We start from the raw sequence: 25063 nt of genomic DNA, 5'->3' as shown, positions 1-25063 counted from the left end.
CGGGCATCGCTTCCGACCGTGTTCTCACCCTGCTGTACTGGGCGGCAGGCTTGGGGAAGGCCCGGGGACTGCTGGGGGAAGGAACGCACATGGCCAAGGTCATGGTCGTCGACGACGAAGAGCGCGTGCGGGGACTGCTGACGCGGTCGTTGTCGTCCGAGGGACACTCGGTGATCACGGCAGCGACGGCCCGCGCGGCCATCGACCGGTTGGCGGTGACGGACGTCGACCTCGTCGTGCTCGACCTCGTGATGCCCGGCGCGAGCGGCCTCACCGTGCTCGAGGCGATCCACGAGCGGCACGGCACGACACCGGTGATCGTGCTGTCGGGGGTCACCGACGTCGGCACCCGCGTCGAGGCCCTAGACCGGGGCGCCGTCGACGTGGTGGCCAAGCCGTTCAGCCTCACCGAGCTGCTGGCACGCGTGCGCCGCAACGTCGGCGCCACGAGGGCCGAGCCGGACGACCGCTTCCTCAGCGCGGGCGGCATACGCCTCGACCTCGGCCGGCGCCGGGCGACCTTCCACGACGTCAGCGCGTCGCTCACCGAACGCGAGTTCAGCCTGCTCGCGCACCTCATGCGCCGCAAGGGCCAGGTGTGCCGCCGCGAGGAGCTGCTCCACGACGTGTGGCACCTCGACTTCGACCCGGGCAGCAACGTCGTCGAGGTGTGCGTCGGGCGCCTGCGGAGCAAGCTCGGCCAGCACATCCCGGTCGAGACGCTGCGCGGCGTCGGCTACGGCCTCTACGAGGAGCCGTGATGCGGCACCGGATGGTCGTGTCATGGAGCATCGTCGCGGCCATCTGCTCGGTGCTCATGATCCTGCTGCCCGGCAGCGAGACCGTGCCGTACCACATCGCCTGGGCCACGTTCGCTCTCTGTTTCGGCCTCGAGCAGTGGAGCAAGCGCGCCACCTGGGTCGGTCTCGGCGTCTTCACCCTCGTGACCGGCGCGATCATCGTCTACCGGGCGGCGACCGACGTGCTCGACTGGCAGGAGACGGCCGAGATCCCGCTCATGCTGCTGCTCATGGCGCTGATGATCTGGCACGTGCGGCGGCGCCAGCAGGCCCTGGCCGACCTCACCACGAGCGCCGCCCGCGAGCGGGCCGAGTCGACGATGCGTGAGCTGCTCACGCTGCGCACGTCGCACGAGATGCGCTCGCCTCTCACCATCGCCCGCGGCTACCTCGAGATGATGCGCGACCGCCACCGCCCGACGCACGACCTCGAGGACCTTCAGGTCGTCGAGGAGGAGCTCGCGCGCCTGACCCGCGTCTGCGAGCGCCTCGTGCGCAGCATGCGCCTCGGGGCGGACCTCGAGGTGACGGAGGTCGACCTCGACAGCCTGCTCTGCCAGACCGCCGAGCGCTGGTCGGCCGTCGCCACACGGCGCTGGCACGTCGAGCCCACGGCCGAGGTGCTGACCTGCGCGAGCGAGCGCCTGCGCGCCTGCCTCGACACGATGATCGAGAACGCGCTGCGCTACACCGACGACGACGACGACACGGTGGTGCTCTACGCGCGCCCGCTCAAGGACGCGGTCGCCGTCGGCGTCGCCGACTCGGGGCGCGGCTTCAGCAGCGACCTGCTGCGATCGGCAACGACGCACGGACCCGACCTGACGATGGACGGCGTGCGCGACGACCTGTCGCAGACGGGCCTCGGGCTCTCGCTGGTGCGCGACGTGGCCACCCGGCGCGGCGGCTGGGTGCAGCTCGGTGTCTCGCAGTGGGGTGGTGCCGACGTGGCCATGATCCTGCCGCTGCGCCCCGAGGGCGTGCTGGCCCCGGCTGCGGTGACGGGCGGGCTCGGTACCTCCGCCGAGGCCGTCGCGACGCCTGCCGGCACCCGGGCCGGCTGGCGAACGCGCGTCCAGAACTGAGCACTCGACCCCGAAGTCTCATCGAGTGCCCACTTTCCGACGCCCACCACCCGTCGGGAACTGAGCACTCGACCAGGAGACTGTTCGGGGCATCAGCTCGAGGGACGCCTCCACCGCAGGCGGACCTGCTGGCCGGGCCGGAGCTGCGCTGCCCGGGCCACCGCCTCCGACGTGAGCACGGCGACGACGGGGTAGCCGCCCGTGACGGGGTGGTCGGCGAGAAAGACGACGGGTTCCCCTCCAGGAGGCACCTGGACGGCGCCGACGACCATCCCCTCGCTCGGGAGCTCGATGCCCACGTATGCCGGCAGGCGGCGGACCGCCTTTCCCTCCAAGCGGATTCCCACCCGGTTGCTTCGCGCCGACACCGTGCGCACCTCGGCCGTGAGGTCGTCCCGGTCGCACCAGTCGGCCCGCGGGCCCTGCTCCATCTCGAGCACGACGGGCTCGTCTCGCTGGCCGGTCGGCCCCGGGTGCGGGGCGACCTCGACGACCGGGAACGTCTCTGGCGCAGGGCCGATGGGCAACACGTCGCCGATGCCCGGAACGGGCGGCCCGACGCCCGAGAGCGTGTCGGTCGACCGCGAGCCGAGAACCGCTGGCACCGCGACGCCGCCGCGCACGGCCAGCCAGGTGCGCAGGCCCGTCGCCGGCCTGCCCAGAGTCAGCACCTGGCCGTCGGCGACCACCACCGGTGCAGCGTGCGCCACCGGTCGCCCATCGACGTCGGCCGGGCAGCGGGCACCGGTGAGGGCCACGAGCAGGTCACCGCGGGCGCGCACCACGAGGCCGCCCAGGGTGACCTCGAGCGAGGCCGGCGCCGGAGCGCTCCCCCCCTCGCCGCCTCGATCCCCGAGGAGGTGCCCGACGAGCCGCAGCCCGAGAAGGTATGCCGCCGGGTCGGCCGCGCCCGAACGCCCCACTCCCACGTCGGCGAGCCCCGGTCGGCCGAGGTCCTCGACGAGGGTCAGTGGCCCCGTCGAGACCACCTCCAGGCCCCGCTCGACGCCGGTCGGGCCACCCGCCGGGGCGAGCTGGGACGGAGTCGCGACGTTCACGCGGTCGCTCGACGCGGCCGGGGCGATGTCGTGACGTGCGCCCTGGCCAGCGACGTCGACGAACCGCACCGTCATGCCCGGGGCGAGCAGCGCGGGCGGGTTCCGGCCGGCGTCCCAGAGGAGTGCCTCGGTGGACCCGAGCAGCTGCCAACCGCCGGGCGAGTCCTGCGGGTAGATGCCGCTGAACTCGCCTGCGAGGGCGACGGATCCGGCAGGGACGCGAGTGCGCGGCTCGGTTCGCCGCGGCACGAGCAGACGCGGGTCGCCGCCGACGAGGTAGGCAAAGCCCGGGGCGAAGCCACCGAAGCCGACGCGCCAGGGGGTGCCGGTGTGTGCCACCACGACCTCGTCGCGGGACAGCCCGGTCAGCCGGGCGACGTCGTCCAGGTCTTCGCCGTCGTAGCGGACGGCGATCTCGACGGGCTCGCCGCTGCCCGCCTCGACGACGGGGTCGAGAGCGGCGGCGAGCTCGAGGACGGCGCGCCCCACCTCGTCGCGGCGCTGGGCCTCCCGCAGCACGACGAGGACCGTCCGGGCACCGACGACGAGCTGCTCGACGGCCGACCCCCACCGCGCTCCCTCGGCCCCCGACCCGCTGGCGGCGGCGCCACCCGACGACGCGCAGAAGCGCGAGAGGCGGGCTCGCAGGGCCAGGGCCGCCTCGGTGTCTGCCACCTCGACGAGCAGGGCCGACCCGCCCATCGGGAGCAACCGCGCGTCCATCGTCGTGCCGGTCAGCCGGCGAACGGGCGGATCTCGACGCCGGCGGCCTCGAGATCTCGACGCACCGCACGCGCCATCTCGACCGCGCCGGGGGTGTCGCCGTGGATGCACACCGACTCGGCCCGGACCCCGACGTCGGTGCCGTCGACGGCCGTGACGACGCCTTCGAGGGCCAGCCGCCTCACCCGCGCGGCGACCTCCTCGACGTCATGCAGCACCGCCCCCGGCTCGGTCCGGGGCACCAGACGCCCGTCCGGCAGGTAGGCCCGGTCGGCGAACGCCTCGCTGACGGCCCGGAGCCCGGCGGCCGTGGCCCGCGCGAGCACCACGCTCCCGGGCAGCCCGAGGATCGGCAGCGAGGTGTCGACGGCCACCACCGCGTCGACCACCGCCTGGGCCTGGGCCTCGTGGTGGACGATCGCGTTGTAGAGGGCGCCGTGCGGCTTGACGTAGGCGACCTTCGTGCCCGCGACGTGGGCCATGGCCGACAGGGCGCCCAGCTGGTAGATCACGTCGGCGGTGAGGGCGTCCGGAGGCACGTCGACGAAGCGTCGCCCGAAGCCGGCGAGGTCTCGGTAGCCGACCTGCGCCCCGACGACGACACCCCGCTCGGCGGCATACGCACACGTCGTGCGCAGCGTGAGGGGGTCGCCCGCGTGGAAGCCGCACGCGACGTTGGCACTCGTGACGACGTCGAGCACTGCGGCGTCGTCGCCGAGGGTCCACGCCCCGAAGGACTCGCCGACGTCGGCGTTGAGGTCGAGGTGCATGCGCCGATCCTGCCGGGATCGGCGGCGATCGGGCCACCGTTGCCCGACTTCGGCGCCGGCGCGTCTACGTCAGTCCGGAGTAGAAGTCGGGCAGTCGCCGACCGTAGGCCGTGAGCAGCTCGCGTGCGACGGTGACCGAGTCGACGAGCGGGTGGAGCGCGAACGCCTGCACTGCAAGCGATCTCGACTGCTCGGTCGCCGCCCTGATCACGATCTCGTCGACCGCCTTGACCTGCTGCACGAGCCCGAGGGCGTGGCCGGGCAGGGGGCTCACCCGCACCGGGACCGGCCCGCCGGCGTCGACGGTGCACGGCACCTCGACGACCGCGTCGTCGGGCAGGCCGGCGACGGCGCCCCCGTTGCGCACGTTGAGGATCAGCCTCGCCGGCTCGTCGCGGGCGATCGCGGCCATCAGCGCGAGCGCGACCCCCTCGTAGCCGCCGCCCTCGACGTCGGCCTCGGACCGCTCGTGGGTGTCGCCGTCGCCGTTCTCGCGGGTCTCCTGCATGTAGGTCGCGTTGCGTTCGCGCCGAACGGCGTCCCACCGCTGCCAGGCCTCACCGGGCGAGGTCGCGACGGCGGTGTAGAACTCGGCCTGCTGCGCCACGAGATACTCCCCGCGGGTCTGCGCCGCCCCGGCGATCTGGGCGATGGCGTCGCGCGTGAAGTAGTAGTAGAAGAGGTACTCGTTCGGCAGGGACCCGAGGTCGCGCAGCCACTCGGTGCCGAAGAGGTGCCCCTCCTCGATGGTGCCGAGCGCGGCCTCGTCGGCGAGCAGGCCTGGCAGCAGGTCGCACCCGTCGCGGCGCAGTCCGGTGAGCCAGCCGAGGTGGTTGAGCCCGGCGTAGTCGATCTCGAGGTCGGCGAGGTCGTGGCCCAGGGCGCCAGCGGCTCGCTTGGCGAGACCGAGCGGCGAGTCGCAGATGCCGACGACCCGGTCGCCGAGCACCGACTGCATCGCCTGCGTGACGAGGCCGGCCGGGTTGGTGAAGTTGATGACCCACGCGTCGGGGGCCAGGCGGCGTACGCGTCGGGCGACGTCGAGCGCGACGGGCACGGTGCGCAGGCCGTAGCCGACGCCGCCGGGCCCCGTGGTCTCCTGACCGAGCAGCCCGAGGTCGAGGGCGATCCGCTCGTCGGCGGTGCGACCCTCGAGGCCACCCACCCGCATCGCCGAGAAGACGAAGTCGGCCCCGGCGAGCGCCTCGTCGAGGTCGGTCATGGCCGAGACCGTGGGCGGGCTCAGCGAGCCGGGACGCGCATCGACGTGGGCGCCGGCCTGCGCGCCCAGGACGTGGCGCATGACGTCGAGTCGCGCGGCGTCGGTGTCGTGCAGCACGACCTCGGTGACCCGGCGCTCGGCCGTGTCACGCAGCAGCGCGCCGTGCACGAGCGGCACACGGAACCCGCCCCCGCCGAGGATCACCAGCTTCATGGCTGCACCACCCTCGGACCGTACCAAGGTGGGGCGAAGCACTCGCCCGACCGGGCCGATGGACTCACAGGACCGCATACGTGGCAGGTAATCCCGGTGAGTCGCGAGCGCACGTGCGGGATCATGGGCGCGTGCCCCATCGACAGTCGTTCGACCCGCTGGCGTCGCGTCGCACCGACGACGACCCACCGCTCGACGTGTTCGTGTGGGGCACCGTCTTCCTCGACATGATCTTCGCGGGGATGCCGAGCGCGCCCAAGCCGGGCACCGAGGTGTGGGCCGAGGGACTCGCCTCGTGCCCCGGGGGCATCGCCAACCTCGCCGTCGCCACGCGGCGGCTCGGCCTGCGCACCGGCCTGGCGGCGGCGTTCAGCGACGACGACTACGGCGACTTCTGCTGGCGCACGCTCGAGCAGCAGGAAGGCATCGACCTCGCCCGCAGCCGCCGCTTCACCGACTGGCACAGCCCGGTGACCATCTCGATGTCGGTCGACCGCGACCGCAGCATGGTGTCGCACGGGCACCCGTCACCCGTGCCGGCGAGCGAGCTCATCGGCACGCCACCACGGTCGCGCGCGGTCATGGTCGACCTCGCCGAGGACGAGGCCTTCGGCGCCGACGGGCCCACGTGGGTCGACCGGGCCCGCGAGAACGGTGCGATCGTCTTCGCCGACGTCGGCTGGGACCCCAAGGAGCAGTGGTCGCCGCACGTGCTCGACCGGCTCGGCCGCTGTGACGTCTTCATGCCCAACGCCGTCGAGGCGATGGCCTACACCGGCACGAGCTCACCCGTCGAGGCCGTCTACGCCCTCGCCGACCGCGTGCCCGTCGCCATCGTCACCGACGGGCCCAACGGCGCGCTCGGCATCGACGCCCGCTCCGGCGAGGAGGTGCGCGTGCCGTCGCTGCGCGTGCACGAGGTCGACCCGACCGGGGCCGGTGACGTCTTCGGGGCCGCCCTGCTCGTCGGCACCCTCGCCGAGTGGCCGCTCGAGCAGCGGATGACCTTCGCGACCCTGTGCGCCGGGCTGGCGCTCCAGCAGTACGGCGGCTCGCTCGCGGCGCCCGGCTGGGGGGACCTCGCCGACTGGTGGACCGCGCTCGTCAGCGACACGAGCGGCGACGCGTACCACCGCTCACTGCGACGACGCTTCGCGTTCCTCGACGAGATCGTGCCCCGGGTGCCTGTTCTGGCGTGCCGGCGGGCGACGGCGACGATCGCCAAGCGGGCCGACGTCCAGGACCTCGACTGAGGGCGAGCACGCCCGGGGTGACCACGAGGGCGCCGGCGGCCGGTGGACGGCAGGATGGTGCGGGTGACCGACGCCGACCTGCCCGACGACATCCGTGACCTGCTGGCGGTCGACCTGCTCGCCGCCCAGGTGCAGGAATGGTCGATCGCGAGCGACTCGTTCACGTGGACGCTGCTCGCCGGCGACACCGAGCGCGGGCACGAGCTCGCGACCCTCACCTACGTCGGCGCGGTCGTGCTCCACACGACGCGGCGGCACCTGGACAGGGCGGTCGAGGTGGCGGCCGAGGTCGTCGACTCCGACGTCGTGGCCGCCGAGGGTGGCGGGTTCGAGCACCGGGTGACGCTCGGGCCGGCCTACGCGTTCGTCATCCGCTTCTGGAGCGTCGACGTGCGCCGTATGCCGGCACCCGACCACCTCCGCCGGCCGCGCTGAACCGGGAGCCGGGCCACCCGGCATACGCCCTCGGTGGGCGGCACCGCCCGGAGCGACCTTCCCGCGCCGTCGCGGAGGAGCCGTCGACGAGTGCCGTCGCAGGTGCCATGGTGAGCCCATGGAGAAGTCGTCACTGACCGCCCTCGCCCGCGAGCTCCTCGAGCACGCCACGCACACCTCCAGTGCCCGCGGCGCCGACACGGTCTACGGCGGGCACGAGCACGTGCTGCGACAGACCGTCATCGCGCTGGCGGCCGGACAGTCCCTGACCGAGCACGAGAACCCGGGTGAGGCGACGGTGCAGGTGCTGCGGGGGCGGGTGCGGCTGAGCACCGGCGACGTCACGTGGGAGGGCGCACCGGGCGACCTGCTCGTCGTGCCCCAGGCGCGCCACTCGCTCGAGGCGCTCGAGGACTCGGCCGTGCTGCTCACGGTCGCCAAGCTCGGCTGACCGGCTGCGGCCGGTCCTGCCGCCTCAGATGGCGGCGGGGGAGTTGAGCGGGTTGTCCTCGGTCGTCTCGGCGTTCGTCTGGAGCAGCTGCTCGATCAGGACCATCGTCTGCTCGTCCTCGATCGACATGCGACGCCCGAACGGGCCCCGTGCCTGAGCCACCGCCGCACCGACACGCACGATGCCACGCCGCACGTCGTCGCGGCCCTCGGCCGACATGCCCTCGAGCAGACGGGTCACCGCGAGCAGGCCGGAGACGACCGGCCGGCCGTCGAGGGCGAACTCGTCGAAGAGCCAACGACGCTCGGAGGCAGCCGTCTCGAACACGGCACGACCTGCCCCGCTGCTGCGCAGCGCCGCGTCGGTGACGGCGTCCCAGAACGCGCCCCGCTCGTCCTCGTCGAAGGTCATGCGCCCCGTGAGGGCACTCAGCACCCAGACCGGGCCCAGCCGGAGCGTGGCCAGATCGGCCTCCGACCAGCCCTCGAACCACTGCGACACGTCCGCTGCACCGCCTCTCGTCTGCCGGCCACCACCAGCGTACGACCGTCGCCGAGGTGGGTCGTGGAGTTCTGTCGGCGCTGGGTGCCGGAGGACCTCCTCGACCCGGGAGGAGCGGGCTCAGGTCAGCGGCATCTGCCGCGCCGCCACGACGGGGCGCAGCACGCCCTCGACCTCCGGGGCGCAGAACCAGCGGCGCAGGCAGTCGTCGGCGAGCACGTTGGCCAGCGGCCCCAGCACCATCGACTGCGGCCACATCCCGCCGCTCGGGCTGAACGTGGCCGGTCGCCGGCTCGACTGGGCCTCGGCCGAGATCGCGGCCGTCGACCCCGACGGCACGATCCACTTCCGCCCGAGCCTCGACGAGGACGGCGGCACGGGTCTCGTCGTCGGCGGCCAGGCAGTCCAGCTCGCACCCGGAGTCAGCACCCTCACCCCCGCCTGATCGAGGTGCCGCGTCGGAAAGTGCGCACTCGATGCGAGGGAATGCAAACCTCTTTGTCGAGTGCTCAGTTCCCGACGTCCAGCTCGTGTCGGAAAGTGGGCACTCGATGAGAAGGGACAGGACGCAAGGGACCGTCCAGTCGAGTGCTCAACTCCCGACGCCGTGCCGGATCGGAAAGTGGGCACTCGACCAGCAGGTCTGGTCGAGTGCTCAGTTTCCTACGCTTGGACGGGCCGGGTCAGCCCTTGACGAGGAAGGCGTTGATCTGTGAACGCGACGGGTCGCTCGCCGTCGGGTCGAGCGCGGCGAAGGTGAACCAGACCTCGTCCGTCTTGCCCGTCGATGCGTTGCGGCACAGGTAGTCACGCGGGCGGTTCACGGCCAGCTTGCGGGTGCAGCCCTTGGCGGCATACGTGCTGTCGAGCTTGGACTGCACCGCGGCGACGCTGTCAGTCGAGCGCACGACGGCCGTGGTCGACCCCTGCGAGACCACCCGACCCGGGTTGGTGGGCAGCGGGTAGGCGGTCGGCCACGTGCCGGACGAGCTGCCACCGCCGCCACTCCCACCACTGGCGGCGGAGACGCCGGCACCCAGCACGATGACCGCGATCGTGGACATTCCGATGGCCGCGAGCTTCTTCATGAACTCTCTCCTTGTGAGACCCCGAACAGTGGGTGCCCTCCGCTTCAGGGACATACCCAGCGTTCCGTCGCGCCCATACCAGAGGCAATGAGACATTGGTGCTAGAACCACGAAAACGGCCCGTTCCGTGCGGGAAGGTCGGTTCGCGGCGACTGCGACGGAGTGTGCCAGATTGGGGTGATGCAGACGAGCACCGGCGACTTCGAGCTGACGACGGACGAGCTGCGGGCTGTCACCGCGTATGCCGTCGCGTGCGCCGAGCCCATGCTGGTGCTCTTCCAGCGGGACCACCCCGACGACCCGCGCCCCGAGGCCGCGCTCCGGGCGGCGCGGGCCTTCGCCGAGGGGGCGCCCCGCTCGAACCTCCAACGCACGTCCGCCACCGAGGCCCACCGGGCCGCCAAGGACGCGGTGTCCGAGGCGGCCCGGCACGCGGCGACCGCTGCTGGCGCCGCGGCGGCTGCGGCATACCTCCACCCCATCGCCAAGGCGACCCAGGTGCGCCACATCCTGGGCTCGGCCGTCCATGCGGCGCGCGCGGCCGAGCTCGCGCGCGGCGACGACCCGGTGGTCGCCGAGTACGTCGTCACCGCAGCCGCCAAGCGCGCCACCCCGGTCGTCCTCGACGTGCTGTCGCGCTACCCGCGGGTGGCGAAGGGGCGCAGCCGCGTCTCGGTCCTCATGTCGCGGCTCGACAGCCTGCTCCAGGACCCCCCGCCGACGCCGCGCGTCGTCGACGACGTCGGGCCGTTCTTCCACGGCACCAAGGCCGACGTGGGTCCGGGTGACCTGCTCACTCCGGGATGGCGCTCCAACTACGGCTCGGGGCGTCAGTCCAAGCACATCTACATCACGGCCAGCGAGCAGGGGGCGCCCCTCGCGGCAGAGCTCGCTCGCGGCGACGGCCCCGGCCGGGTGTACCGGGTCGAGCCGCTCGGTCCGATCGAGGACGATCCGAACGTCACCGACAAGCGCTTCCCCGGCAACCCCACCCGGTCGTACCGCACCACCGAGCCGCTGCGGGTGCTCGAGGAGGTCACGGGCTGGGAGCCGCCCGCGCCCGAGATCGTCGCCCACATCCGGGGGCGCACGGGCGAGCTGGCCGAGCTCGGCATCGAGGCCATGGACGACTGAGCCTCGGCCGGCAGGCACGTGGCGGGCACACTGGGTGGATGGTCGCATCGACCCGGCCTGGCCGGGGGACCAACCTCGCGCTCCTGGGGCTGCTCGCGGGCTCGTTCCTGACCGGCTGGCTGGCCTTCGGGGTCGGGGTGGCGCCCGGGTCGAGGGTCGCGACGGTGGTCCACGGCACGCTCGGTCTCGGCATCCTCGGGCTCGCGCCGTGGAAGAGCATCATCGTCAGACGCGGCCTGCGGCGCCACCGCCGGCACACGGCCGCAGTCGCGCTCATGCTCGTCCTGGCCGCAAGCCTGGTCGCCGGCATCGTGCACTCCACGTTCGGGCCGCTGCGCGTCGTCGGGGTGAACGTGCTCGCGCTGCACGTCGCCTTCGCCGTCGTGGTCGTTCCGCTTGCCCTCGGCCATGTCCTGCGTCGACCCCAACGCGTACGCGTGAGCGACCTCTCGAGACGAACGGCGTTGCGGGCCATGGCGTTCGGCGGCACGGCACTGCTCGCGTACGCCGCCCTGTCGTGGGCGACCGCGGTGGCCGGCCTGCCGGGCTCGCGACGTCGCGAGACCGGTTCCTACGAGGTGGGGTCCGGCGACCCGACGGCCGTCCCGGTCACGCAGTGGTTCACCGACGGCGTTCCCGACATCGACCCAACCGGTTTCGCGGTGCGGATCGAGCGCCCGGGCCAGCCGGGACAACAGCTCTCGTATGACGCGCTGGTCGCGGCGGCCGTCACCACCGAGGCAGTGGTGATCGACTGCACTGGCGGGTGGTGGTCCGAACAGGCCTGGCGCGGCGTCCGGCTCGACACGGTGCTCGGCCCGCTGGGGCCCCTGGACCACGGGTCCATCGTGGTGCGCTCGATGACCGGCTACACCCGGCGCTTCCCGGCCGCGGAGGTCTCGACCCTGATGCTTGCCACGCACATGGGTGGCGCCCCGCTCTCAGCCGGCCACGGTGGACCCGTCCGGCTGGTCGCCCCCGGACGACGCGGTTTCTGGTGGGTCAAGTGGGTCTCGGAGGTGAGCGTGGACACACGGCCGTGGTGGACACAGTCGCCGTTCCCCCTGCAGTGAGAAGGCCGCCCGAGTCCGCGGACTCGAGCGGCCTTCAGGCACCCCCGGTGGTCAGCCGCCGATGGGCGTCGGACTGGTCGGGTCGGGCGGAACCGGGAGCGAGCCACGGATGCGGTTCTGGGCCTGGCAGTTCTGCGTGCAGCTCGTCGCTCCCTGGCTCAGCTCGATCGCGTCCTCACCGAGCACCCCGCCGAGACGGCCGCCTGAGGCGACCGACCACGTCGTGAGCGAGCCGGTCTGCAGGGTCTTCGTGGCGACCTGCGGGCTGTCCTTGCCGAGCAGCATCTGGTGGTAGCCGGTGCTGCTCTGGGCGGCGGAGACCGCGTCGATCCCGTTGCCGAAGTTGACCTTCCCGGTGAACGGGTTGACGAAGTAGAAGAGCGTCGGGCCGAGCGTGTGCGTCAGCGTGACGTTGCCGGCGAACTCCGGCTCCATCTGGAAAATGCCGCCCTGCGGGGAGTCCTTGGCCTGGACCTTGAGCTTGCCTGCGGCGGTGCGGAACAGGGCGACGAGCGTGTCGTCGCGGACCTGCAGCTCGAGCACCGGGCCGGCGAGCTGCGCCGCGGTCAGGGTGGGCACCTTGCTCTGGAACACCACGGTCGGGCTCGTGACCATCCGGTCGGGTGCGAGAGCACCGGTCAGCGCGTAGTCGTAGACGCCGAGCGTGGCCGGGTCGATGGTGAACGTCGTGTGCACGCCGGTGACCTTCACGACTCCGCGCACGACGCCCTGGACCTTGGAGTCCTTGCCGGGCGCGGGGTCGTAGGTCGTGCCGTTGACCGTCACGGCATAGTTGCCGGCCGAGCTCCCGGCCGTCGTGCCGCCGGTGCCGTCCTCGCCGGGCTCGCCGCCCTTGGCGGTGGCGACCCCCGACAGGCTGAGGCCGAGGAGGGCGCCGGCAGTGAGAACGGCCGTTCCGCGCAGCAGTCCGTGAGTCGTCTTTCGCATGGTGCCCCTAGTTCTCGTGCCGATGCGCACCTGGCGGTGCGACGACCCGAGCACACCGCAACAGCGGTACTAGGCGAAAGTCGGACAAAGGTAGTAATACCGGCCGAATCATCCCGGCGCACGAGGTCGGCGCCAGGCCGGACGGCATACGTCCGGAAGTCCGGCCGGGCTCAGCTGCGGGGCCAGGGACGGCCGTCGAGGTTCTCGAGATCGGTGTTGAAGCGCCGGAGCAGCGTGACGAACGCATCGACGTCGTCGGGCGCCCAGCCGGAGACGACCTTGCGCAGGCCCTCGGCGTTGGCGCGGCGGTCGGCCTCGAGATGCTCCCTGCCCGAGGCGGTCGCGCGGAACTTGCGGGCCACGCCACCCTCGGGGTCGGGGACCCGCTCGAGATGACCGGCCTTGGTCAGCGCCGCGGTCTGCCGGTTGAGCGTCGAGACGTCGAGGCCGAGGGCATCGCTGAGCTCGCCGAGCGACATCGGTCCCTGCGCCACGAGGCGGCTGAGCAGGGTGTACCAGCTGCGCTCGAGCGCCCGGGAGTGCTGGCCGGAGAAGCGCCGGTTGGGGATCAGGTATCGCGACAGCAGCATCGTCTCGAGCTCGAGGGCCTCGTGTCGCGCCAGCCTCTTCGCCACGTCGTCCTCCTCCTCGCCGCCCGGCACCGGGCCCGGCGCGGTCGGCGGGCCCCACCATGCAGCATACCTTGTTTGTGCGTCATGCACATTCTATGTACGATGCACATCGTGATCATGACCTCACCCCCCGAACCACCGGCCGGCACGTCGCCGTCGACCCGCACGCCCGCCGTCCGCCCCAATGCCGTCGTCGGCGTCCTCGCCCTCGCGGGCATCGTGGCCGCGGTCATGCAGACGCTCGTCGTCCCCCTCATCGGCGAGCTGCCGCACCTGCTCGACACGTCGGCGTCCAACGCCACCTGGGTCGTCACCTCTACCCTCCTCGCCGCGGCGGTCGCCACCCCGATCAGCGGGCGGCTCGGCGACCTCTACGGCAAGCGCCGCATCATGCTCGCGTGCTCGACGCTGCTCGTCGCGGGATCGCTCGTGTGCGCGCTGGCGACGTCGGTGGTTCCGATGATCGCCGGCCGCGCGCTCCAGGGCGCCGCCATGGGCCTCATCCCGCTCGGCATCAGCGCCATGCGCGACCTGCTCCCGGCCGAGCGGCTCGGCACCTCGATCGCGCTCATGAGCGCCTCGATGGGCATCGGCGGCGCCCTCGGACTGCCCGTCGCCGCCGCCGTCGCGGAGTACGCGAACTGGCGCATGCTGTTCTGGGGCGCGACCGCCCTCGCCGTCATGATCGCGGTCCTCATCCACCGCTTCATCCCCGCCACCCCGGTCACCGCGCGCGGCCGCTTCGACCCGATCGGCGCGGTCGGCCTGGGCCTCGCCCTCGTAGGCCTTCTGCTCGGCGTGTCGAAGGGCACCGACTGGGGGTGGACGAGCGGCACCACGCTGACCCTGCTCGTCGGCGCGGTCGTCGTGCTGCTCGCGTGGGGCTGGTTCGAGCTGCGCACCGCCGACCCGCTCGTCGACCTGCGCGTCACCGCCCGCCCCGTCGTGCTGCTCACGAACCTCGCGTCGATCGTCATCGGCTTCGCCATGTACGCGCAGTCGCTGATCGTGCCGCAGCTGCTGCAGCTGCCGACCGCCACCGGCTACGGGCTCGGCCAGGACATGCTCCAGATGGGTCTGTGGATGGCGCCCAGCGGCCTCATGATGATGGTGGTCTCCCCGTCCGGCGCCCGCCTCTCGCGGGCTCGCGGGCCCAAGACCACGCTGGCCCTGGGTGCCGCGATCGTGTCGCTCGGCTACCTCTCGGCGATCGTGCTGATGGGCTCGACGTGGGGCCTGCTCGTCGCGGTCTGCATCTCGACCGCGGGCGTGGGCCTCGCCTACGGCGCCATGCCGGCCCTCATCATGGGCTCGGTGCCGGTGTCCGAGACCGGCTCGGCGAACAGCGTCAACACGCTGATGCGCTCCATCGGCACCTCGGTCTCGGCCGCCGTCGTCGGGGTCGTCCTGGCCAACATGTCGATGGACCTCGGCGGCATCCCGCTCCCGAGCGAGGCCGGCTTCCGCGTCGGTCTCGGCATCGGCGCCGGCGTCGCGGCCCTCGCCTCCGTCATCGCGCTGTGCATCCCGACGCGAGCGGCACGGGCCGCCGAGGACCGCATCGAGCACCCAGCCGAGCTCCGACGAGACCTCCGACGACACCTCCGACGACGCGGCGCTCGTCGCCACGCGCGGCTGAGCGGGAGGGCCGGGGCCAGGGGGACGGCATACGCCCCCTGGCCCCGGCCACCCGTGACGGTGCGTCACTCACCGGAGCACCAGCGCCAGCGTCGCCCCGACGATGAGCACCGACTGGATGCTGTGGACGATGATCCCCAGCCACGCGCTGCGGTAGCGACGGGACGGCAGGGCCAGCGCCACCGAGTCCAGCAGCGCCGTCGGGATCGCCCACGGCAGGTGCAGGTGGTAGACCGCGAACAGGACCCCGTTGGCCAGCCAGTCGGCCCGCCCGAAGACGCCACGCATCCGGGGCAGGAGCAGGCCGCGGAACAGCAGCTCCTCGCCGAGCACCGTGTTGAAGAGGGCCATGACGACGATCACGGCGAACCACCGCCAGTTGCCGGCCAGGAACTCGTGACCCGGGGCCGACCGGAGGAACTGCCCCAGGTCGCGGCCCGCCGGGGCGGTCACGTGGGGAAGCACCTGCTCGAGCCCGACGACGAGCACAGCGGGCACCAGCACCCACCACACACGCCCACCGACCCGACCCGTACGCGGGCTGCTCGGCCTCCGCAGCCACAGCGCGTCCGCGACCGCGCGCCACCGGAGGGTGCCCGTCTCGCGCCGGACCAGCACGAGCACGAGAGCGCCCTGCCAGACGAGGCCGACGGTGAGGCAGGCCACCAGGGCCTTCGGCCACGCGGCCGGTCCGTCCAGCCGGTGGGCCAGCGCCGGGGCCACCAGCCAGGCCAGTGCCGCCATCGGCAGGGCTGCTGCTGCCCAGACCGCGAGGATCTGACCCAGGCCGTACTGCGGCGGCGCCGATGTGGGTTCGGGCGAACGGTTCGTCGCCACGGGCGGTGTGTAGGAGAGTGACATCTCGACCTCCTCAGGCTCGCTCCGAAGCGTGCTCGCAGGCGCGACCGTGCCGCATCGGGGATCACCCTGAAGTCGGTCCCGAACCGAGTGCAACGGACCCAGGGTCGACGGTGTCTATCCAGGAGAGGCCGCAGCCAGGCCGTCATCACCGCCGGAGGTGCACGTGAAGCGAGCAGACATCGCCGCCGCGGCCGTCGTCGCCGTGCTCGGGGTGCTGGGTGCGGGCGGCTGCACGAGCGCCGGACCCGTGACGACCGTAGACCCCGCGACCGCAGTCAGCCCGTCCGGCACTCCTGGACCCGTCTCGGCCTGCCTGAAAAGGCCCACGAAAGTCGACGAGTCCGCGATCATCGACTGGGTCGACTTCGTGCAGCTCGGCGGCATCCAGTACCTGGCAGACCCCAACGGCATGACTCGCCCAGTGCCTGCGGACCAGCTCGGGCCTGTCGTCGGCCGGGTCGAGTGTCGACTCAGCGACCTGAAGTACGACGGGTTGCCAGGACCTGCGGCGGACGGCGACGCGGCGTTTCTCCCGATCGGCACGCAGGTGCGGTCGATCCGCGGCTACGCCCCCACCTGCCGGGTTGCGGCCCGCATCGACGGAGCCAACCGTGTCTACCTTGCGCAGACGGGCGAGGCGGTCTCCGGGCTGAGGCCCTGCGCCACGATCTCCCAGGGGCCGACTCCCGGCTGACCGCCTCCGCCTCGTCCGCCCACGCCCGCACTCCCGCTGTCGGCGGCGCGAGGTCGGCCGACCGCTGGTGCGCGAACGGGGGCTGACTGAACGTAGGCTCTAGGGGCCATCCGGCACCTGATCGCACGTCGAGGAGGCTCCGTGTCTCACAGTCCGTCCCGCATCCGGGAGATCCTGCCGCCTTCCAGTCGCACCGCCCTGGGGGCGACCCTGGCCGGCGGCGTCCTCACGGCTCTCGCGTCGGCGCCCGAGCGGCTGAGCCACCTGTTCCGCAACCGCTTCCCGATGGTGGCGGTCACCGGGATGACGGGCGTCGGCAAGAGCCAGCTCATCGACCGGCTGACCCGACGCACTTCCGCCGACGGTGTGCCTCCGGTGGGTTCGGCCGTCATGGAGCGCCGCACCCGCCGCTCGCCGCGGCTGCACGGCTTCCGCTTCCTCGTGGTGCCCGGCGACAACGCGGCGACCCGGCTCGGGGCCCTCGACGAGGTGTTCCACGACGAGCCGGTCGACGGCGTGATCCACGTCGTGGCCAACGGCTACGCAACCCCGCGACGGGCCGCGGGCACCACCGGCGCGGCGAGCGCCTCGCGCGAGGACCAGCTAGCTGCCGAGCTCGAGGACTGGGCGATCACGTCGCACAGGATCGCCTCGATGGCGGTCCGCCGGCACAAGCCCATCTGGCTCGTCATCGCCGTGACGAAGACCGACCTCTACCCCGACGACGTCGACGAGGTCGTGGACTACTACTCGCCGGGCAGCGGGTCACCGTTCGGCGACAAGGTCGACGCGCTGCGCGCCCTGGCCGGTGGGGCCAAGCTCTCGATCGACGTGCTGCCGGTGTCGAGCCAGGGCGGAGACCGCAAGTCCGCGCTCCCCGCCAAGCAGGCCGGTGCCATGGTTGACGCCCTGGCAGACCGGTTGGGCCAGCTCAGCGGCCACGACTGAGCCTCAGTCCAGACAGAACTCGTTGCCCTCGACGTCCTGCATCACGAGGCACGACTCGTTCACGCCGTCGGCGAGCAGCAGGCGCTGGCGTGAGGCACCGAGCGCCTCGAGCCGCGCGCACTCGGTCTCGAGCACGGCCACGCGCTCGGCACCGACCAGCCCGGTGCCGACACGTACGTCGAGGTGCACCCGGTTCTTGACGACCTTGCCCTCGGGCACGCGCTGGAAGAACAGCCGCGGTCCGACGCCCTCAGGGTCGACACACGCGTAGGCCCGTCCCTGGTCCACCGGAGGCAGCGAGGCGTCGAACGCCTCCCACGAGTCGAAGCCCGGGGGCGGCGGCGGGACGACGTAGCCCAGCACCTCGCACCAAAAGCGCGCGACGCGCTCCGGCTCAGCACAGTCGAACGTGACCTGGAACTTCTTGACCGTCGTCATGGAGCCACCCTAGGACGCGAGCCACCCGGCGTCGCAACGGATTTCGGCTACGGGTGGAGCAGGGTCCAGCGCCCCTCCGACACGATCTCCAGCTGCCCGTCGACGACCACGAAGGCGGTCTCGTCGTCGACGGCATACGCGGGGCCCTCGATGCCGGCCGCCCATGCCTCCGCCTCGGCCATCGTGTTGCCCGGCACGTCGTCACCGTTGACGTGCGGGCAGATGAAGAAGTCGACGAGGCCGAGCGTCTCGTCGCCGCCGCCCTTCGGCCGCCACTGGACGAAGTCGTCGCCGACCCTGGGAGTCAGCACCATGCTGCCGGCGCTCAGACCCACCCAGACGGTGTCGTCGAGACTCGGCAGCAGGTCGGCCAGCCCGGACTCGCGCATCCAGTGCGCCAGGTAGAGCACGTCGCCGCCGGCGACGAGCAGGACGTCGGCCTCACGGACCTTGGGCACCCAGAGGTCCTCGTCGATGCTCGGCAGGGCGGTGAGCTCGAGCACGCCCACGGACTTCCACCCGAGACCTGTCATCCGCAGGTCCGACTTCCCCGAGATGAACTTGTACGGCCCCTCACCCGGGCCCACGTTCGGGTGCCCGTACTGCGCGGTCGGGATGCACAGGGCGGTGGACTCGGCGATCGGCTTGCCGAGAAGACCGACGAGCGCGGCTTCGATGCTCGGGTTCCGGACGCCTGCGGACGTGAGAAGGAGCTTCACGGTGCCTCCCTGACGGGTGAGGATGTCGGAGCCGTCAACCTACCGGCCGAGGTTTCGATTTCGACGCCTGCTGGGTACCTAGGGTCCAATAGACCGATGGGCCGACGGCCCGCGACCCTTACGACCCGTCCCGACCCTCACGACCACGCAGGCTGATATGACGACGCAGACACTCGCTCCCGCGCAACGGCGGGCTCGCCTGCTGCCCTCGGTGAGCTCCGTGCCGCAGCACCGCTTCCTCGTGCCGGCAGTCATCGCGATCGCCTTCCTCGTGACCCGGGGCGTCGCCCAGGCGGTCACGCCGTTCATCCGGCAGGACGACTGGACCTTCCTGCTGCCCGACAACCAGCCGAACGTGGCGCCGCCCCGCTACTACAACATCAGCGAGGGACGCTGGCTCAACACCGGCTGGTGGTGGCTCGTCGGCCAGCACGGCACCGCCACGTCCGCCGCGCTCACGTATGCCGTCGGCTACGCCGTGCTCGTCGCCGGAATGTGGCGGGTGCTCCACCGTGCGGGCGTGCGTCCCGGCCCGGTCGTCGACGCGCTGCTCGGCGTCGCGCTCTACGCGTCGTGCGTGTGGGTGCAGCTGCTCTACTGGCCGGGCGCCCTCACCCCCTCGGTCCTCGTCGGCGCCACGGCGATCTGGCTGCTGCCGTGGGCAGCCGCCTCGCGCCTCCGAATGTCCCTGTGGCTGCTGCTCAGCGGTGTCGCTGCGGTCCTCAGCTACCCACCGATCGGCGTCGTGCTGCTCGTCTTCGCGATCGTGCTCCTGCGTGACGCCCCGTGGCGCCGCGTCCTCGGGGTCGCCGCCGGCTGGGTCGCTTCCTTCGCCACGGGGGTGGGTGTGGCCTACACGCTCAACTGGGTCGTCAACCAGCACTTCGGCATCGAGATGGCGTCCTGGCGCAACGCCAACCCGCTCACCTCCCTCGACGCCTTGAGGGTCAACGCCGGTCGCTGGTTCGAGTCGGTCGGTGCCCTGTGGGCGGCCCAGTGGTGGGTCGCGCTCGTGGGGCTCGTGGCAGGCCTGCTCGGCTGGCGCGACGCCACCGTGCGGCGTCGGCTGCAGCGGCTCCTCGTCGCCTTCCTCATCGCGTGCGGGCTCGACGCCGCGCAGACCCTCGCCACCGGAACCGTCACCGAGGCCCGCGGCCAGCTGTGGACGTGGCTGGTGGCGGTGCTGCCGGTCGCCTTCCTGCTGCTCCATCACCGACAGGCGCACGACCCGGCCGTACGCGTGTCGCGCGCCGAACGCGTACCTGCGCTCCTGCTCGCCGTCCTCGCCGTCGCCGGGGTGCTCGCCTGGCGTGCCGACATCGGCTCCCACCAGGCGACGCGGGTCCAGTACGCCGCGATCGCGCAGCAGGCGACCGCGCCCGAGGCGGGTCAGGCGGCGACGCGCATCGTCGTCTACCAGGACCCGTTGGTCAAGGACACCCGCGACGGCCGGCTCCTGGCCAGCACGATGTTCATGGCCGTGCGCCAGGCGACGGGTGGGGTGCAGCCCCGCTGGTGCCGTGGCGACGAGTGCACCAAGCTGGCCCGGCAGTATCCGGACCACCCGGTCGTGCGCATCGACAGCCCCGCCGGGCTGAGCCACGTCATCGGCATCGTGATGCCGAAGCCGCCCGACTGGGTCTGAGCCCGCGAGCGGGACTCAGCCGGTTCGGCGGCTCGGCCGTCCTGCTGGCGCCTGCCCCACGCGCCGCTAGCCTTGCCTGGACAGCACTGCGAACTGGAGGTGGTCATGGCGTACGACGTCGACTTCTCGGAGGTCTCGACGGTCGGTCTCGAGTCGTCACCGGTGGCCGAGGCCCTCGCCGGCCTGCGGGCCAACGAAGCCCGCTACTTCAAGAACAAGTACTCCCACACGTTCAGCGTGGAGCCCGCCGGCACGGCGAAGGACGTCGTCGCGTACGTCAGCAGGATCCTCGCCGACGAACGGGGCATCGTCATCTCGTCGCCGGCCCTCGAGGCCACGCAGTTCGAGGTCGACGGCACCCGCTGGTCCTACGTCTTCTACGAGTCGGGCCTGTCGGTCAACGTGCTCTACACGCTCGCCGACGGCGGCAAACGGGCCGTCGGCTTCAAGCTCTCCGACGGGATGGACGTGCCCGACGAGCTGAGCGGCTTCAAGTTCGCGCGGCAGAAGTCGAAGCTGGCCGGCACGATCCGGGGCTCCTACTTCGTCATCAAGGGCGAGTACTGACCCTCCGGCACACGCGCACGCCTACTTGACGCTGCCGGCCGTGAGGCCGCCGACGAGATGCTTCTCGATGAGGGCGAAGAGGATGACGACGGGCACGACGGCGACGACCGACGCCGCGAAGAGCTGGTCCCAGTGCTGCTCGTAGCCCGTGACGTAGGCGCGCATGCCGACGGTCAGCGGCTTCTTGTCGTCGTCGATCATCAGGGTCAAGGCCACGACGTACTCGTTCCAGGCGGCGATGAAGGTGAAGATCGTCGCCGTGACGAGGCCCGGCAGGGTGAGTGGCAGCATGACGCGGCGCAGCACCTGCCAGCGTGATGCGCCGTCGAGCGCGGCGGCCTCCTCGACCTCGGTCGGGATCGAGGCGAAGAAGCCGTGCAGGATCCAGATCGCGAAGGCGAGGTTGAACGCCGCGTTCGTGAGGATGAGCGCACCGAACGTGTTGATCAGGTTCAGCTCGAAGAACTGCCGGTAGAGGCCCACGACGAGCGAGGTCGGCGCGAACATCTGCGTCACGAGCACGAGGAGCAGGAACGCGCCGCGCCCGGGGAAGCGGTGACGCGCGGTCATGAAGGCCGCGGGGATGGCGACGAGGATGACGATCACCGTCGAGCCGGTCGCGACGATGAGCGAGGTCTTGAGCCAGTTCAGGAAGCGCTCGTCGGCGAGGATCTGGACGTAGGTGTCCCACTGCCAGACCTTCGGGAGGAAGCTCGGCGGCGTGCTCTTCACGTCGCTGCTCGTGCGCACCGAGTCGAGCACCATGACGAGGTACGGAGCGATGAAGACGAACGCGACAAGTGTGCCACCGACCGCCATGAGGATCCGCTTGCGCCGCTTGGGATCCCGGTTGTATGCCGTCGGGTTGCCTTGCGATGCCGGGGTGCCCGCAGCGCTGGGCGCGGGGGCCGTCGTCGTGCTCATCGGCCCGTCTCCTCTCGCCAGTTGATGATCTTGAGGTAGATGCCGACGACGACGAGGATGAGCAGGACGTTGAAGATGCCCGCGGCCGCCGACATGCCGACGTCGTGCTCCTGGCTCTTGAAGGCCAGCTTGTACATGAACGTGATCGTCGTGTCGTGGAGGTAGCCCGGGTTGCGGTCGTTGAGGGTGTAGACGATCGGGAAGCTGTTGAAGACGTAGATGACGTTGAGCACCGTCGCGATCATCAGGGCCGGACGCATGAGCGGGAGGGTGATGTTCCAGTAGCGCTGCCACGGGCTCGCACCGTCGACGGTAGCCGCCTCCATGACGTCCTCGGGGATCGCGCCGAGGCCGGCGATGAAGACGAAGATCGTGAACGGCAGCGACACGAAGACGCCGACGACCACCATCGAGAACATCGTCCAGCTGTCGTTGCCGAGGAAGTCGATCGGCGTGCCGATGAGGTGCAGGCTCAGCAGGACGTGGTTGAAGATCCCGTAGTTGTAGTCGTAGAGCAGCACGAAGAGCTGGCTCGTGATGACGAGGGAGGCGGCCCACGGGATGATGACCGCCCACCGGACGAAGCGTCGTCCGGGGAAGCTCTTGACGAGGAACTGGGCGAGCGCGAGGGCGAGGACGATGGTGATGGCCACGACCGCGACGACCCACACGACGGTGTTGCGCAGCACCGTGCCGAGGTCGGGGTGGGCGAGCACGTTGGCGTAGTTCTGCCAGCCGGCGTCGCCCTGGCGCAGCCCGGTGATGGAGTACTCACCGCGCGACGCGTCGAAGAGCTTGACGGCCGGGAAGAGCACCACGCCGAGGATGAGGGCGAGTGCCGGCGCGAGCCAAAGGAGCGCGACGAGGGGGTGGACCCGACCCACCCCGGAAGTACGCCGCCCGCGCCTGGTGGCGGGCGGCATACCTCCGGATGTCTTGACGGACAAGGCGACTCAGCCGTTCAGCAGGGGGCTACTTGGTGGTCTCAGCGGTCTGCTGCAGCTTGTCGAGGACACCCTTCGGGTCGCCCGTCATCGCGCCGCCGAGGTTCTGCTGGACCGCGAGCTTGACCTTGTCCCACGTCGGGTCGTCGGTCGGGGTCAGCTGCGCGTTGGGCAGGGTGTCGAGGTAGACCTTGAGCTTGGAGTCACCGGCGAAGGCCTGGACGCCCGACTTCGTGACCGGCAGGAAGCCCTCGGCCTTGATGAACGTGTTGACCTGGTCGGGCTGGTAGTACAGCTCGTAGAACGCCTTGACCGCCTTCTCGTTGCCCGGCTTCTTGAAGGCCATCAGGTAGTCGGTGACGCCGAAGGTCTTGCTCTCGGAGCCGTCGTTGGTCGGGAACGGTGCGACGCCGTAGTCGACCTTCTTGTCCTTGTCGAGGTCGGCCGCGAGGGGGCTGAAGCCGATGACCATTCCCGCCTTGCCCGACTTGAACAGGTCGAAGGCGTCAGCGCGGTTGGTGCGGGCCGGGTTGTTCTGGGTGAGCTTCTCGTCGGCCAGCTTCTTGAGGAAGGTCAGCGTCTCGACGTTCTTGTCGGAGCTGATCGTCCACTTGTCGGCGTCCTTCCACGTGCCGCCGTTGTTGAACAGCCACATGGAGAACTCGCCCTGCGACTCCTCGGGGCCGAGGGGGAGGGCGTAGCCGACGTTGCCGGTGGCGGCGATCTTCTTCGCGTCGACCTCGAGGTCGGCCCAGGTCTTCGGGGGCTCGTTGATGCCGGCCTGCTTGAAGAGCGTCTTGTTGTAGAAGAAGGCGCGCGCCGAGGACAGGTCGGGGAAGCCGTAGAACTTGCCCTGGTAGGTGCCGTACTTGACGAACGTGTCGAGGATGTCACTCTTGACGCTCGCGGGGAGCACGGCGTCGGAGTCGTAGAGCAGGCCGTCCTTCGCGTAGCTGGCGTACGCGTTGAGGTTGAGGACGTCGGGCACCTGGTTGTTCTGGACCATCGTCGAGCTCTGCTGGTCGATGGTGTCCCAGCTGATGAGCTGCACCTCGAGGGTGTAGCCCGTCTTCTCCTTGTACGTCTTGGCGAAGGCGTCCCAGAAGGCCTTCGTGTGGTCCTTGGAGTACTCGGCCGCGACGAGCTTGATCGTCGTGGCCTCCTGGCCGCTACCGGTGGAGCCGCCCGCGCCACCCGCGCTACCGGCGCCGGTGCCACCGCCACAGGCGCCGAGGGCGAGACCTGCAACGGCCAGCCCCACGACGATCACCGACTTCTTCGTCGACCTCATGTCTCTCCTTGGTTCGCTGCTCGGTTGGGTGCGGCGGCTCGGTGGCGGACGTGCCCGCACCCGCTCGTCACACAGTGACGCCCAACCTAGGGCGGAGGATTGCCATCCGCAAGACCAAAAATGACCGAAACCCCACTCTGGCGATCACAATCGCGCACAGCGTACGCGTAACCGCTCAGACCTGGTGCACCTCGACGCCCGCCTCACGCAGCGCGTCGACCTCGTCACGGTCTGCGCCCACCGTAGTGACGAGATGGTCGATGCGCTCGGCGGGACAGATCGAGGCGAAGGTGCGCGCCCCGAGCTTGTCGCCCGTCGCGACGCAGATGACCTGCTTGGAGCGCTCGATCATGGTGCGGATGATCGCCGCCTCCTCCTCGTGCCGGCAGGTCGCACCCTCGCGGGCCGAGAGGCCGTTGACGCCGACGATGGCGACGTCGAGCCACAGCTGGTGGAGCACGAGGGTGGCGAGCGGCCCGGTGACCTCGTAGGACTCGGGCCGGGCCACGCCGCCGAGCGAGACGCACTGCACGTGCGGGCGCAGCACCGCCTCGGTCGCGATGTTGAGCGCGTTGGTGACGATGGTGATCTCGCCCTCGCTCGCGAGGTCCTCGCGAGCGGTGATGGCGCGGGCCGTGGCCGTGGTCGTGGTGCCGCCGTTGAGGCCGATCACCTGTCCGGTGCGCACGAGGGCGGCGGCGGCCTCGGCGACGCGGCCGCGGTCGTCGTCGGCCCGGGTGCTGCGGTAGCGGTAGGGCAGCTCGTAGGCGACCGACGTCGCGACGACGCCGCCGTGGTTGCGGGCCACCAGCTGGCGTTTGGCCAGCTCGGAGAAGTCGCGGCGGATGGTCGCCTCGCTGACGCCGAGCAGCTCGGCGGCCTCGCCGACGCCGAGACGGCCAGAGGTGGCCAGGCGGTCGAGCATGATCGACCAGCGGCTGGCGCGGTTGCGGGCGAGATCGCTCTCTTCGGTCACGCGCTGACCATATCGCGCAGATCGATCAATGG

Annotated in this window: 27 protein-coding genes and 2 pseudogenes; 14 read left to right on the top strand and 15 right to left on the bottom strand. The window is 71.4% G+C overall.

Annotated features, from left to right (window positions below; all coding sequences use genetic code 11):
* The first annotated feature begins 89 nt into the window (after nt 1-89).
* Together AC1DE0_RS07335 and AC1DE0_RS07330 are read left to right on the top strand one after the other, a co-directional pair.
* Nucleotides 90-761 (top strand): response regulator transcription factor, encoded by a 672-nt coding sequence (locus tag AC1DE0_RS07335; RefSeq protein WP_478098708.1) that lies wholly within the window; start codon nt 90-92, stop codon nt 759-761.
* Complete coding sequence (locus AC1DE0_RS07330) at nt 761-1885, top strand: sensor histidine kinase (protein ID WP_478098706.1); 1125 nt, start codon at nt 761-763, stop codon at nt 1883-1885. The genes AC1DE0_RS07335 and AC1DE0_RS07330 overlap by 1 nt, the downstream gene beginning before the upstream one ends.
* Nucleotides 1886-1977: 92 nt before the next feature.
* Here AC1DE0_RS07330 and AC1DE0_RS07325 read toward each other — a convergent pair whose 3' ends face one another.
* The 3 genes from AC1DE0_RS07325 to AC1DE0_RS07315 form a co-directional block, all read right to left on the bottom strand.
* The gene (locus AC1DE0_RS07325; RefSeq protein WP_478098704.1) at nt 1978-3666 is read right to left on the bottom strand and encodes a 5-oxoprolinase subunit B/C family protein; all 1689 of its coding nucleotides are present in this window, start codon (nt 3664-3666) and stop codon (nt 1978-1980) included.
* Between the two features lie 11 nt (nt 3667-3677).
* The gene (locus AC1DE0_RS07320; protein WP_478098702.1) at nt 3678-4436 is read right to left on the bottom strand and encodes a LamB/YcsF family protein; all 759 of its coding nucleotides are present in this window, start codon (nt 4434-4436) and stop codon (nt 3678-3680) included.
* Between the two features lie 64 nt (nt 4437-4500).
* Entirely contained in the window at nt 4501-5871 is a 1371-nt protein-coding gene (locus AC1DE0_RS07315; RefSeq protein WP_478098700.1) for a 6-phospho-beta-glucosidase, read from the bottom strand.
* A gap of 131 nt (nt 5872-6002) precedes the next feature.
* Between AC1DE0_RS07315 and AC1DE0_RS07310 the strand changes: the two genes are divergently transcribed.
* The 3 genes from AC1DE0_RS07310 (at nt 6003) to AC1DE0_RS07300 (ending at nt 8010) form a co-directional block, all read left to right on the top strand.
* Complete coding sequence (locus tag AC1DE0_RS07310) at nt 6003-7124, top strand: carbohydrate kinase family protein (protein ID WP_478098698.1); 1122 nt, start codon at nt 6003-6005, stop codon at nt 7122-7124.
* Nucleotides 7125-7187: 63 nt separating this feature from the next.
* On the top strand, nt 7188-7559 hold the full coding sequence (locus AC1DE0_RS07305) for a hypothetical protein (protein WP_478098696.1): 372 nt from the start codon (nt 7188-7190) through the stop codon (nt 7557-7559).
* A gap of 118 nt (nt 7560-7677) precedes the next feature.
* Nucleotides 7678-8010 (top strand): cupin domain-containing protein, encoded by a 333-nt coding sequence (locus AC1DE0_RS07300; RefSeq protein WP_478098694.1) that lies wholly within the window; start codon nt 7678-7680, stop codon nt 8008-8010.
* A gap of 24 nt (nt 8011-8034) precedes the next feature.
* Here the strand turns inward: AC1DE0_RS07300 and AC1DE0_RS07295 are convergent, their stop codons facing one another.
* Both AC1DE0_RS07295 and AC1DE0_RS07290 read right to left on the bottom strand, forming a co-directional pair.
* Complete coding sequence (locus AC1DE0_RS07295) at nt 8035-8511, bottom strand: hypothetical protein (RefSeq protein ID WP_478098692.1); 477 nt, start codon at nt 8509-8511, stop codon at nt 8035-8037.
* A 120-nt stretch (nt 8512-8631) separates the two neighbouring features.
* Entirely contained in the window at nt 8632-8769 is a 138-nt protein-coding gene (locus AC1DE0_RS07290; RefSeq protein ID WP_478098691.1) for a hypothetical protein, read from the bottom strand.
* Nucleotides 8770-8788: 19 nt separating this feature from the next.
* Between AC1DE0_RS07290 and AC1DE0_RS07285 the strand changes: the two genes are divergently transcribed.
* A complete protein-coding gene (locus tag AC1DE0_RS07285) occupies nt 8789-8956 on the top strand; it encodes a hypothetical protein (protein ID WP_478098689.1) in 168 nt (55 codons plus the stop codon).
* A 238-nt stretch (nt 8957-9194) separates the two neighbouring features.
* Here the strand turns inward: AC1DE0_RS07285 and AC1DE0_RS07280 are convergent, their stop codons facing one another.
* A complete protein-coding gene (locus tag AC1DE0_RS07280) occupies nt 9195-9599 on the bottom strand; it encodes a hypothetical protein (RefSeq protein WP_478098687.1) in 405 nt (134 codons plus the stop codon).
* A gap of 180 nt (nt 9600-9779) precedes the next feature.
* Here AC1DE0_RS07280 and AC1DE0_RS07275 point away from each other — a divergent pair.
* The 3 genes and pseudogenes from AC1DE0_RS07275 to AC1DE0_RS07265 form a co-directional block, all read left to right on the top strand.
* Nucleotides 9780-10163, top strand: a pseudogene (locus AC1DE0_RS07275) (putative immunity protein); the annotation flags it as partial.
* A gap of 117 nt (nt 10164-10280) precedes the next feature.
* The gene (arr, locus tag AC1DE0_RS07270) at nt 10281-10733 is read left to right on the top strand and encodes an NAD(+)--rifampin ADP-ribosyltransferase (protein WP_478099565.1); all 453 of its coding nucleotides are present in this window, start codon (nt 10281-10283) and stop codon (nt 10731-10733) included.
* Nucleotides 10734-10771: 38 nt separating this feature from the next.
* Nucleotides 10772-11806: a molybdopterin-dependent oxidoreductase gene (locus tag AC1DE0_RS07265; protein WP_478098685.1), complete on the top strand. Its 1035-nt coding sequence runs from the start codon at nt 10772-10774 to the stop codon at nt 11804-11806.
* A 51-nt stretch (nt 11807-11857) separates the two neighbouring features.
* On the opposite strand, the gene AC1DE0_RS07260 is transcribed toward AC1DE0_RS07265, so the two are convergent.
* Both AC1DE0_RS07260 and AC1DE0_RS07255 read right to left on the bottom strand, forming a co-directional pair.
* Nucleotides 11858-12754 carry a hypothetical protein gene (locus tag AC1DE0_RS07260; protein WP_478098683.1) on the bottom strand — a complete coding sequence of 299 codons (897 nt, stop codon included), beginning with the start codon at nt 12752-12754 and terminating at the stop codon, nt 11858-11860.
* 170 nt (nt 12755-12924) lie between these two features.
* A complete protein-coding gene (locus AC1DE0_RS07255) occupies nt 12925-13389 on the bottom strand; it encodes a MarR family winged helix-turn-helix transcriptional regulator (RefSeq protein WP_478098681.1) in 465 nt (154 codons plus the stop codon).
* A gap of 81 nt (nt 13390-13470) precedes the next feature.
* Between AC1DE0_RS07255 and AC1DE0_RS07250 the strand changes: the two are divergent.
* Nucleotides 13471-14760 (top strand): annotated as a pseudogene (locus AC1DE0_RS07250) (MFS transporter); the annotation flags it as partial.
* 333 nt (nt 14761-15093) lie between these two features.
* Here the strand turns inward: AC1DE0_RS07250 and AC1DE0_RS07245 are convergent.
* A complete protein-coding gene (locus AC1DE0_RS07245) occupies nt 15094-15375 on the bottom strand; it encodes a lysostaphin resistance A-like protein (protein ID WP_478099563.1) in 282 nt (93 codons plus the stop codon).
* Nucleotides 15376-16048: 673 nt separating this feature from the next.
* Here AC1DE0_RS07245 and AC1DE0_RS07240 point away from each other — a divergent pair.
* Together AC1DE0_RS07240 and AC1DE0_RS07235 are read left to right on the top strand one after the other, a co-directional pair.
* Complete coding sequence (locus AC1DE0_RS07240; RefSeq protein WP_478098679.1) at nt 16049-16579, top strand: hypothetical protein; 531 nt, start codon at nt 16049-16051, stop codon at nt 16577-16579.
* Between the two features lie 141 nt (nt 16580-16720).
* A complete protein-coding gene (locus AC1DE0_RS07235; protein WP_478098676.1) occupies nt 16721-17527 on the top strand; it encodes a hypothetical protein in 807 nt (268 codons plus the stop codon).
* Between the two features lie 3 nt (nt 17528-17530).
* On the opposite strand, the gene AC1DE0_RS07230 is transcribed toward AC1DE0_RS07235, so the two are convergent.
* On the bottom strand, nt 17531-17965 hold the full coding sequence (locus AC1DE0_RS07230; RefSeq protein ID WP_478098674.1) for a VOC family protein: 435 nt from the start codon (nt 17963-17965) through the stop codon (nt 17531-17533).
* Nucleotides 17966-18012: 47 nt separating this feature from the next.
* On the bottom strand, nt 18013-18684 hold the full coding sequence (locus AC1DE0_RS07225; protein WP_478098670.1) for a Type 1 glutamine amidotransferase-like domain-containing protein: 672 nt from the start codon (nt 18682-18684) through the stop codon (nt 18013-18015).
* A gap of 157 nt (nt 18685-18841) precedes the next feature.
* Between AC1DE0_RS07225 and AC1DE0_RS07220 the strand changes: the two genes are divergently transcribed.
* Nucleotides 18842-20329: a hypothetical protein gene (locus AC1DE0_RS07220; protein ID WP_478098666.1), complete on the top strand. Its 1488-nt coding sequence runs from the start codon at nt 18842-18844 to the stop codon at nt 20327-20329.
* A 105-nt stretch (nt 20330-20434) separates the two neighbouring features.
* Nucleotides 20435-20896: a phage tail protein gene (locus AC1DE0_RS07215; RefSeq protein WP_478098663.1), complete on the top strand. Its 462-nt coding sequence runs from the start codon at nt 20435-20437 to the stop codon at nt 20894-20896.
* 21 nt (nt 20897-20917) lie between these two features.
* On the opposite strand, the gene AC1DE0_RS07210 is transcribed toward AC1DE0_RS07215, so the two are convergent.
* From AC1DE0_RS07210 to AC1DE0_RS07195, 4 genes are all read right to left on the bottom strand, one after another.
* Nucleotides 20918-21820 carry a carbohydrate ABC transporter permease gene (locus AC1DE0_RS07210; protein ID WP_478098662.1) on the bottom strand — a complete coding sequence of 301 codons (903 nt, stop codon included), beginning with the start codon at nt 21818-21820 and terminating at the stop codon, nt 20918-20920.
* Nucleotides 21817-22704, bottom strand: coding sequence for a carbohydrate ABC transporter permease (locus AC1DE0_RS07205; RefSeq protein WP_478098659.1), 888 nt, complete (start codon nt 22702-22704; stop codon nt 21817-21819). Before AC1DE0_RS07205 ends, AC1DE0_RS07210 begins: the two co-directional genes overlap by 4 nt.
* A gap of 88 nt (nt 22705-22792) precedes the next feature.
* The gene (locus tag AC1DE0_RS07200) at nt 22793-24055 is read right to left on the bottom strand and encodes an extracellular solute-binding protein (RefSeq protein ID WP_478098657.1); all 1263 of its coding nucleotides are present in this window, start codon (nt 24053-24055) and stop codon (nt 22793-22795) included.
* Between the two features lie 175 nt (nt 24056-24230).
* Nucleotides 24231-25031 (bottom strand): DeoR/GlpR family DNA-binding transcription regulator, encoded by an 801-nt coding sequence (locus tag AC1DE0_RS07195; protein WP_478098655.1) that lies wholly within the window; start codon nt 25029-25031, stop codon nt 24231-24233.
* Between the last annotated feature and the right edge of the window lie 32 nt (nt 25032-25063).

Source organism: Terrabacter sp. 05T424 (assembly GCF_056396225.1).
The sequence above is the reverse complement of the archived record's forward strand: the minus strand, read 5'-3'. Positions and strand labels throughout refer to the sequence as shown.

What these genes read in the sequence shown, in the direction of transcription:
- AC1DE0_RS07335 (WP_478098708.1), top strand. Translation starts at nt 90, where the DNA reads ATGGCCAAGGTCATGGTCGTCGACGACGAAGAGCGCGTGCGGGGACTG.
- AC1DE0_RS07330 (WP_478098706.1), top strand. Translation starts at nt 761, where the DNA reads ATGCGGCACCGGATGGTCGTGTCATGGAGCATCGTCGCGGCCATCTGC.
- AC1DE0_RS07325 (WP_478098704.1), bottom strand. Translation starts at nt 3,666, where the DNA reads ATGGACGCGCGGTTGCTCCCGATGGGCGGGTCGGCCCTGCTCGTCGAG.
- AC1DE0_RS07320 (WP_478098702.1), bottom strand. Translation starts at nt 4,436, where the DNA reads ATGCACCTCGACCTCAACGCCGACGTCGGCGAGTCCTTCGGGGCGTGG.
- AC1DE0_RS07315 (WP_478098700.1), bottom strand. Translation starts at nt 5,871, where the DNA reads ATGAAGCTGGTGATCCTCGGCGGGGGCGGGTTCCGTGTGCCGCTCGTG.
- AC1DE0_RS07300 (WP_478098694.1), top strand. Translation starts at nt 7,678, where the DNA reads ATGGAGAAGTCGTCACTGACCGCCCTCGCCCGCGAGCTCCTCGAGCAC.
- AC1DE0_RS07290 (WP_478098691.1), bottom strand. Translation starts at nt 8,769, where the DNA reads ATGTGGCCGCAGTCGATGGTGCTGGGGCCGCTGGCCAACGTGCTCGCC.
- AC1DE0_RS07280 (WP_478098687.1), bottom strand. Translation starts at nt 9,599, where the DNA reads ATGAAGAAGCTCGCGGCCATCGGAATGTCCACGATCGCGGTCATCGTG.
- arr (WP_478099565.1), top strand. Translation starts at nt 10,281, where the DNA reads ATGTCGCGGCTCGACAGCCTGCTCCAGGACCCCCCGCCGACGCCGCGC.
- AC1DE0_RS07265 (WP_478098685.1), top strand. Translation starts at nt 10,772, where the DNA reads ATGGTCGCATCGACCCGGCCTGGCCGGGGGACCAACCTCGCGCTCCTG.
- AC1DE0_RS07260 (WP_478098683.1), bottom strand. Translation starts at nt 12,754, where the DNA reads ATGCGAAAGACGACTCACGGACTGCTGCGCGGAACGGCCGTTCTCACT.
- AC1DE0_RS07245 (WP_478099563.1), bottom strand. Translation starts at nt 15,375, where the DNA reads ATGGCCCTCTTCAACACGGTGCTCGGCGAGGAGCTGCTGTTCCGCGGC.
- AC1DE0_RS07230 (WP_478098674.1), bottom strand. Translation starts at nt 17,965, where the DNA reads ATGACGACGGTCAAGAAGTTCCAGGTCACGTTCGACTGTGCTGAGCCG.
- AC1DE0_RS07220 (WP_478098666.1), top strand. Translation starts at nt 18,842, where the DNA reads ATGACGACGCAGACACTCGCTCCCGCGCAACGGCGGGCTCGCCTGCTG.
- AC1DE0_RS07215 (WP_478098663.1), top strand. Translation starts at nt 20,435, where the DNA reads ATGGCGTACGACGTCGACTTCTCGGAGGTCTCGACGGTCGGTCTCGAG.
- AC1DE0_RS07210 (WP_478098662.1), bottom strand. Translation starts at nt 21,820, where the DNA reads ATGAGCACGACGACGGCCCCCGCGCCCAGCGCTGCGGGCACCCCGGCA.
- AC1DE0_RS07200 (WP_478098657.1), bottom strand. Translation starts at nt 24,055, where the DNA reads ATGAGGTCGACGAAGAAGTCGGTGATCGTCGTGGGGCTGGCCGTTGCA.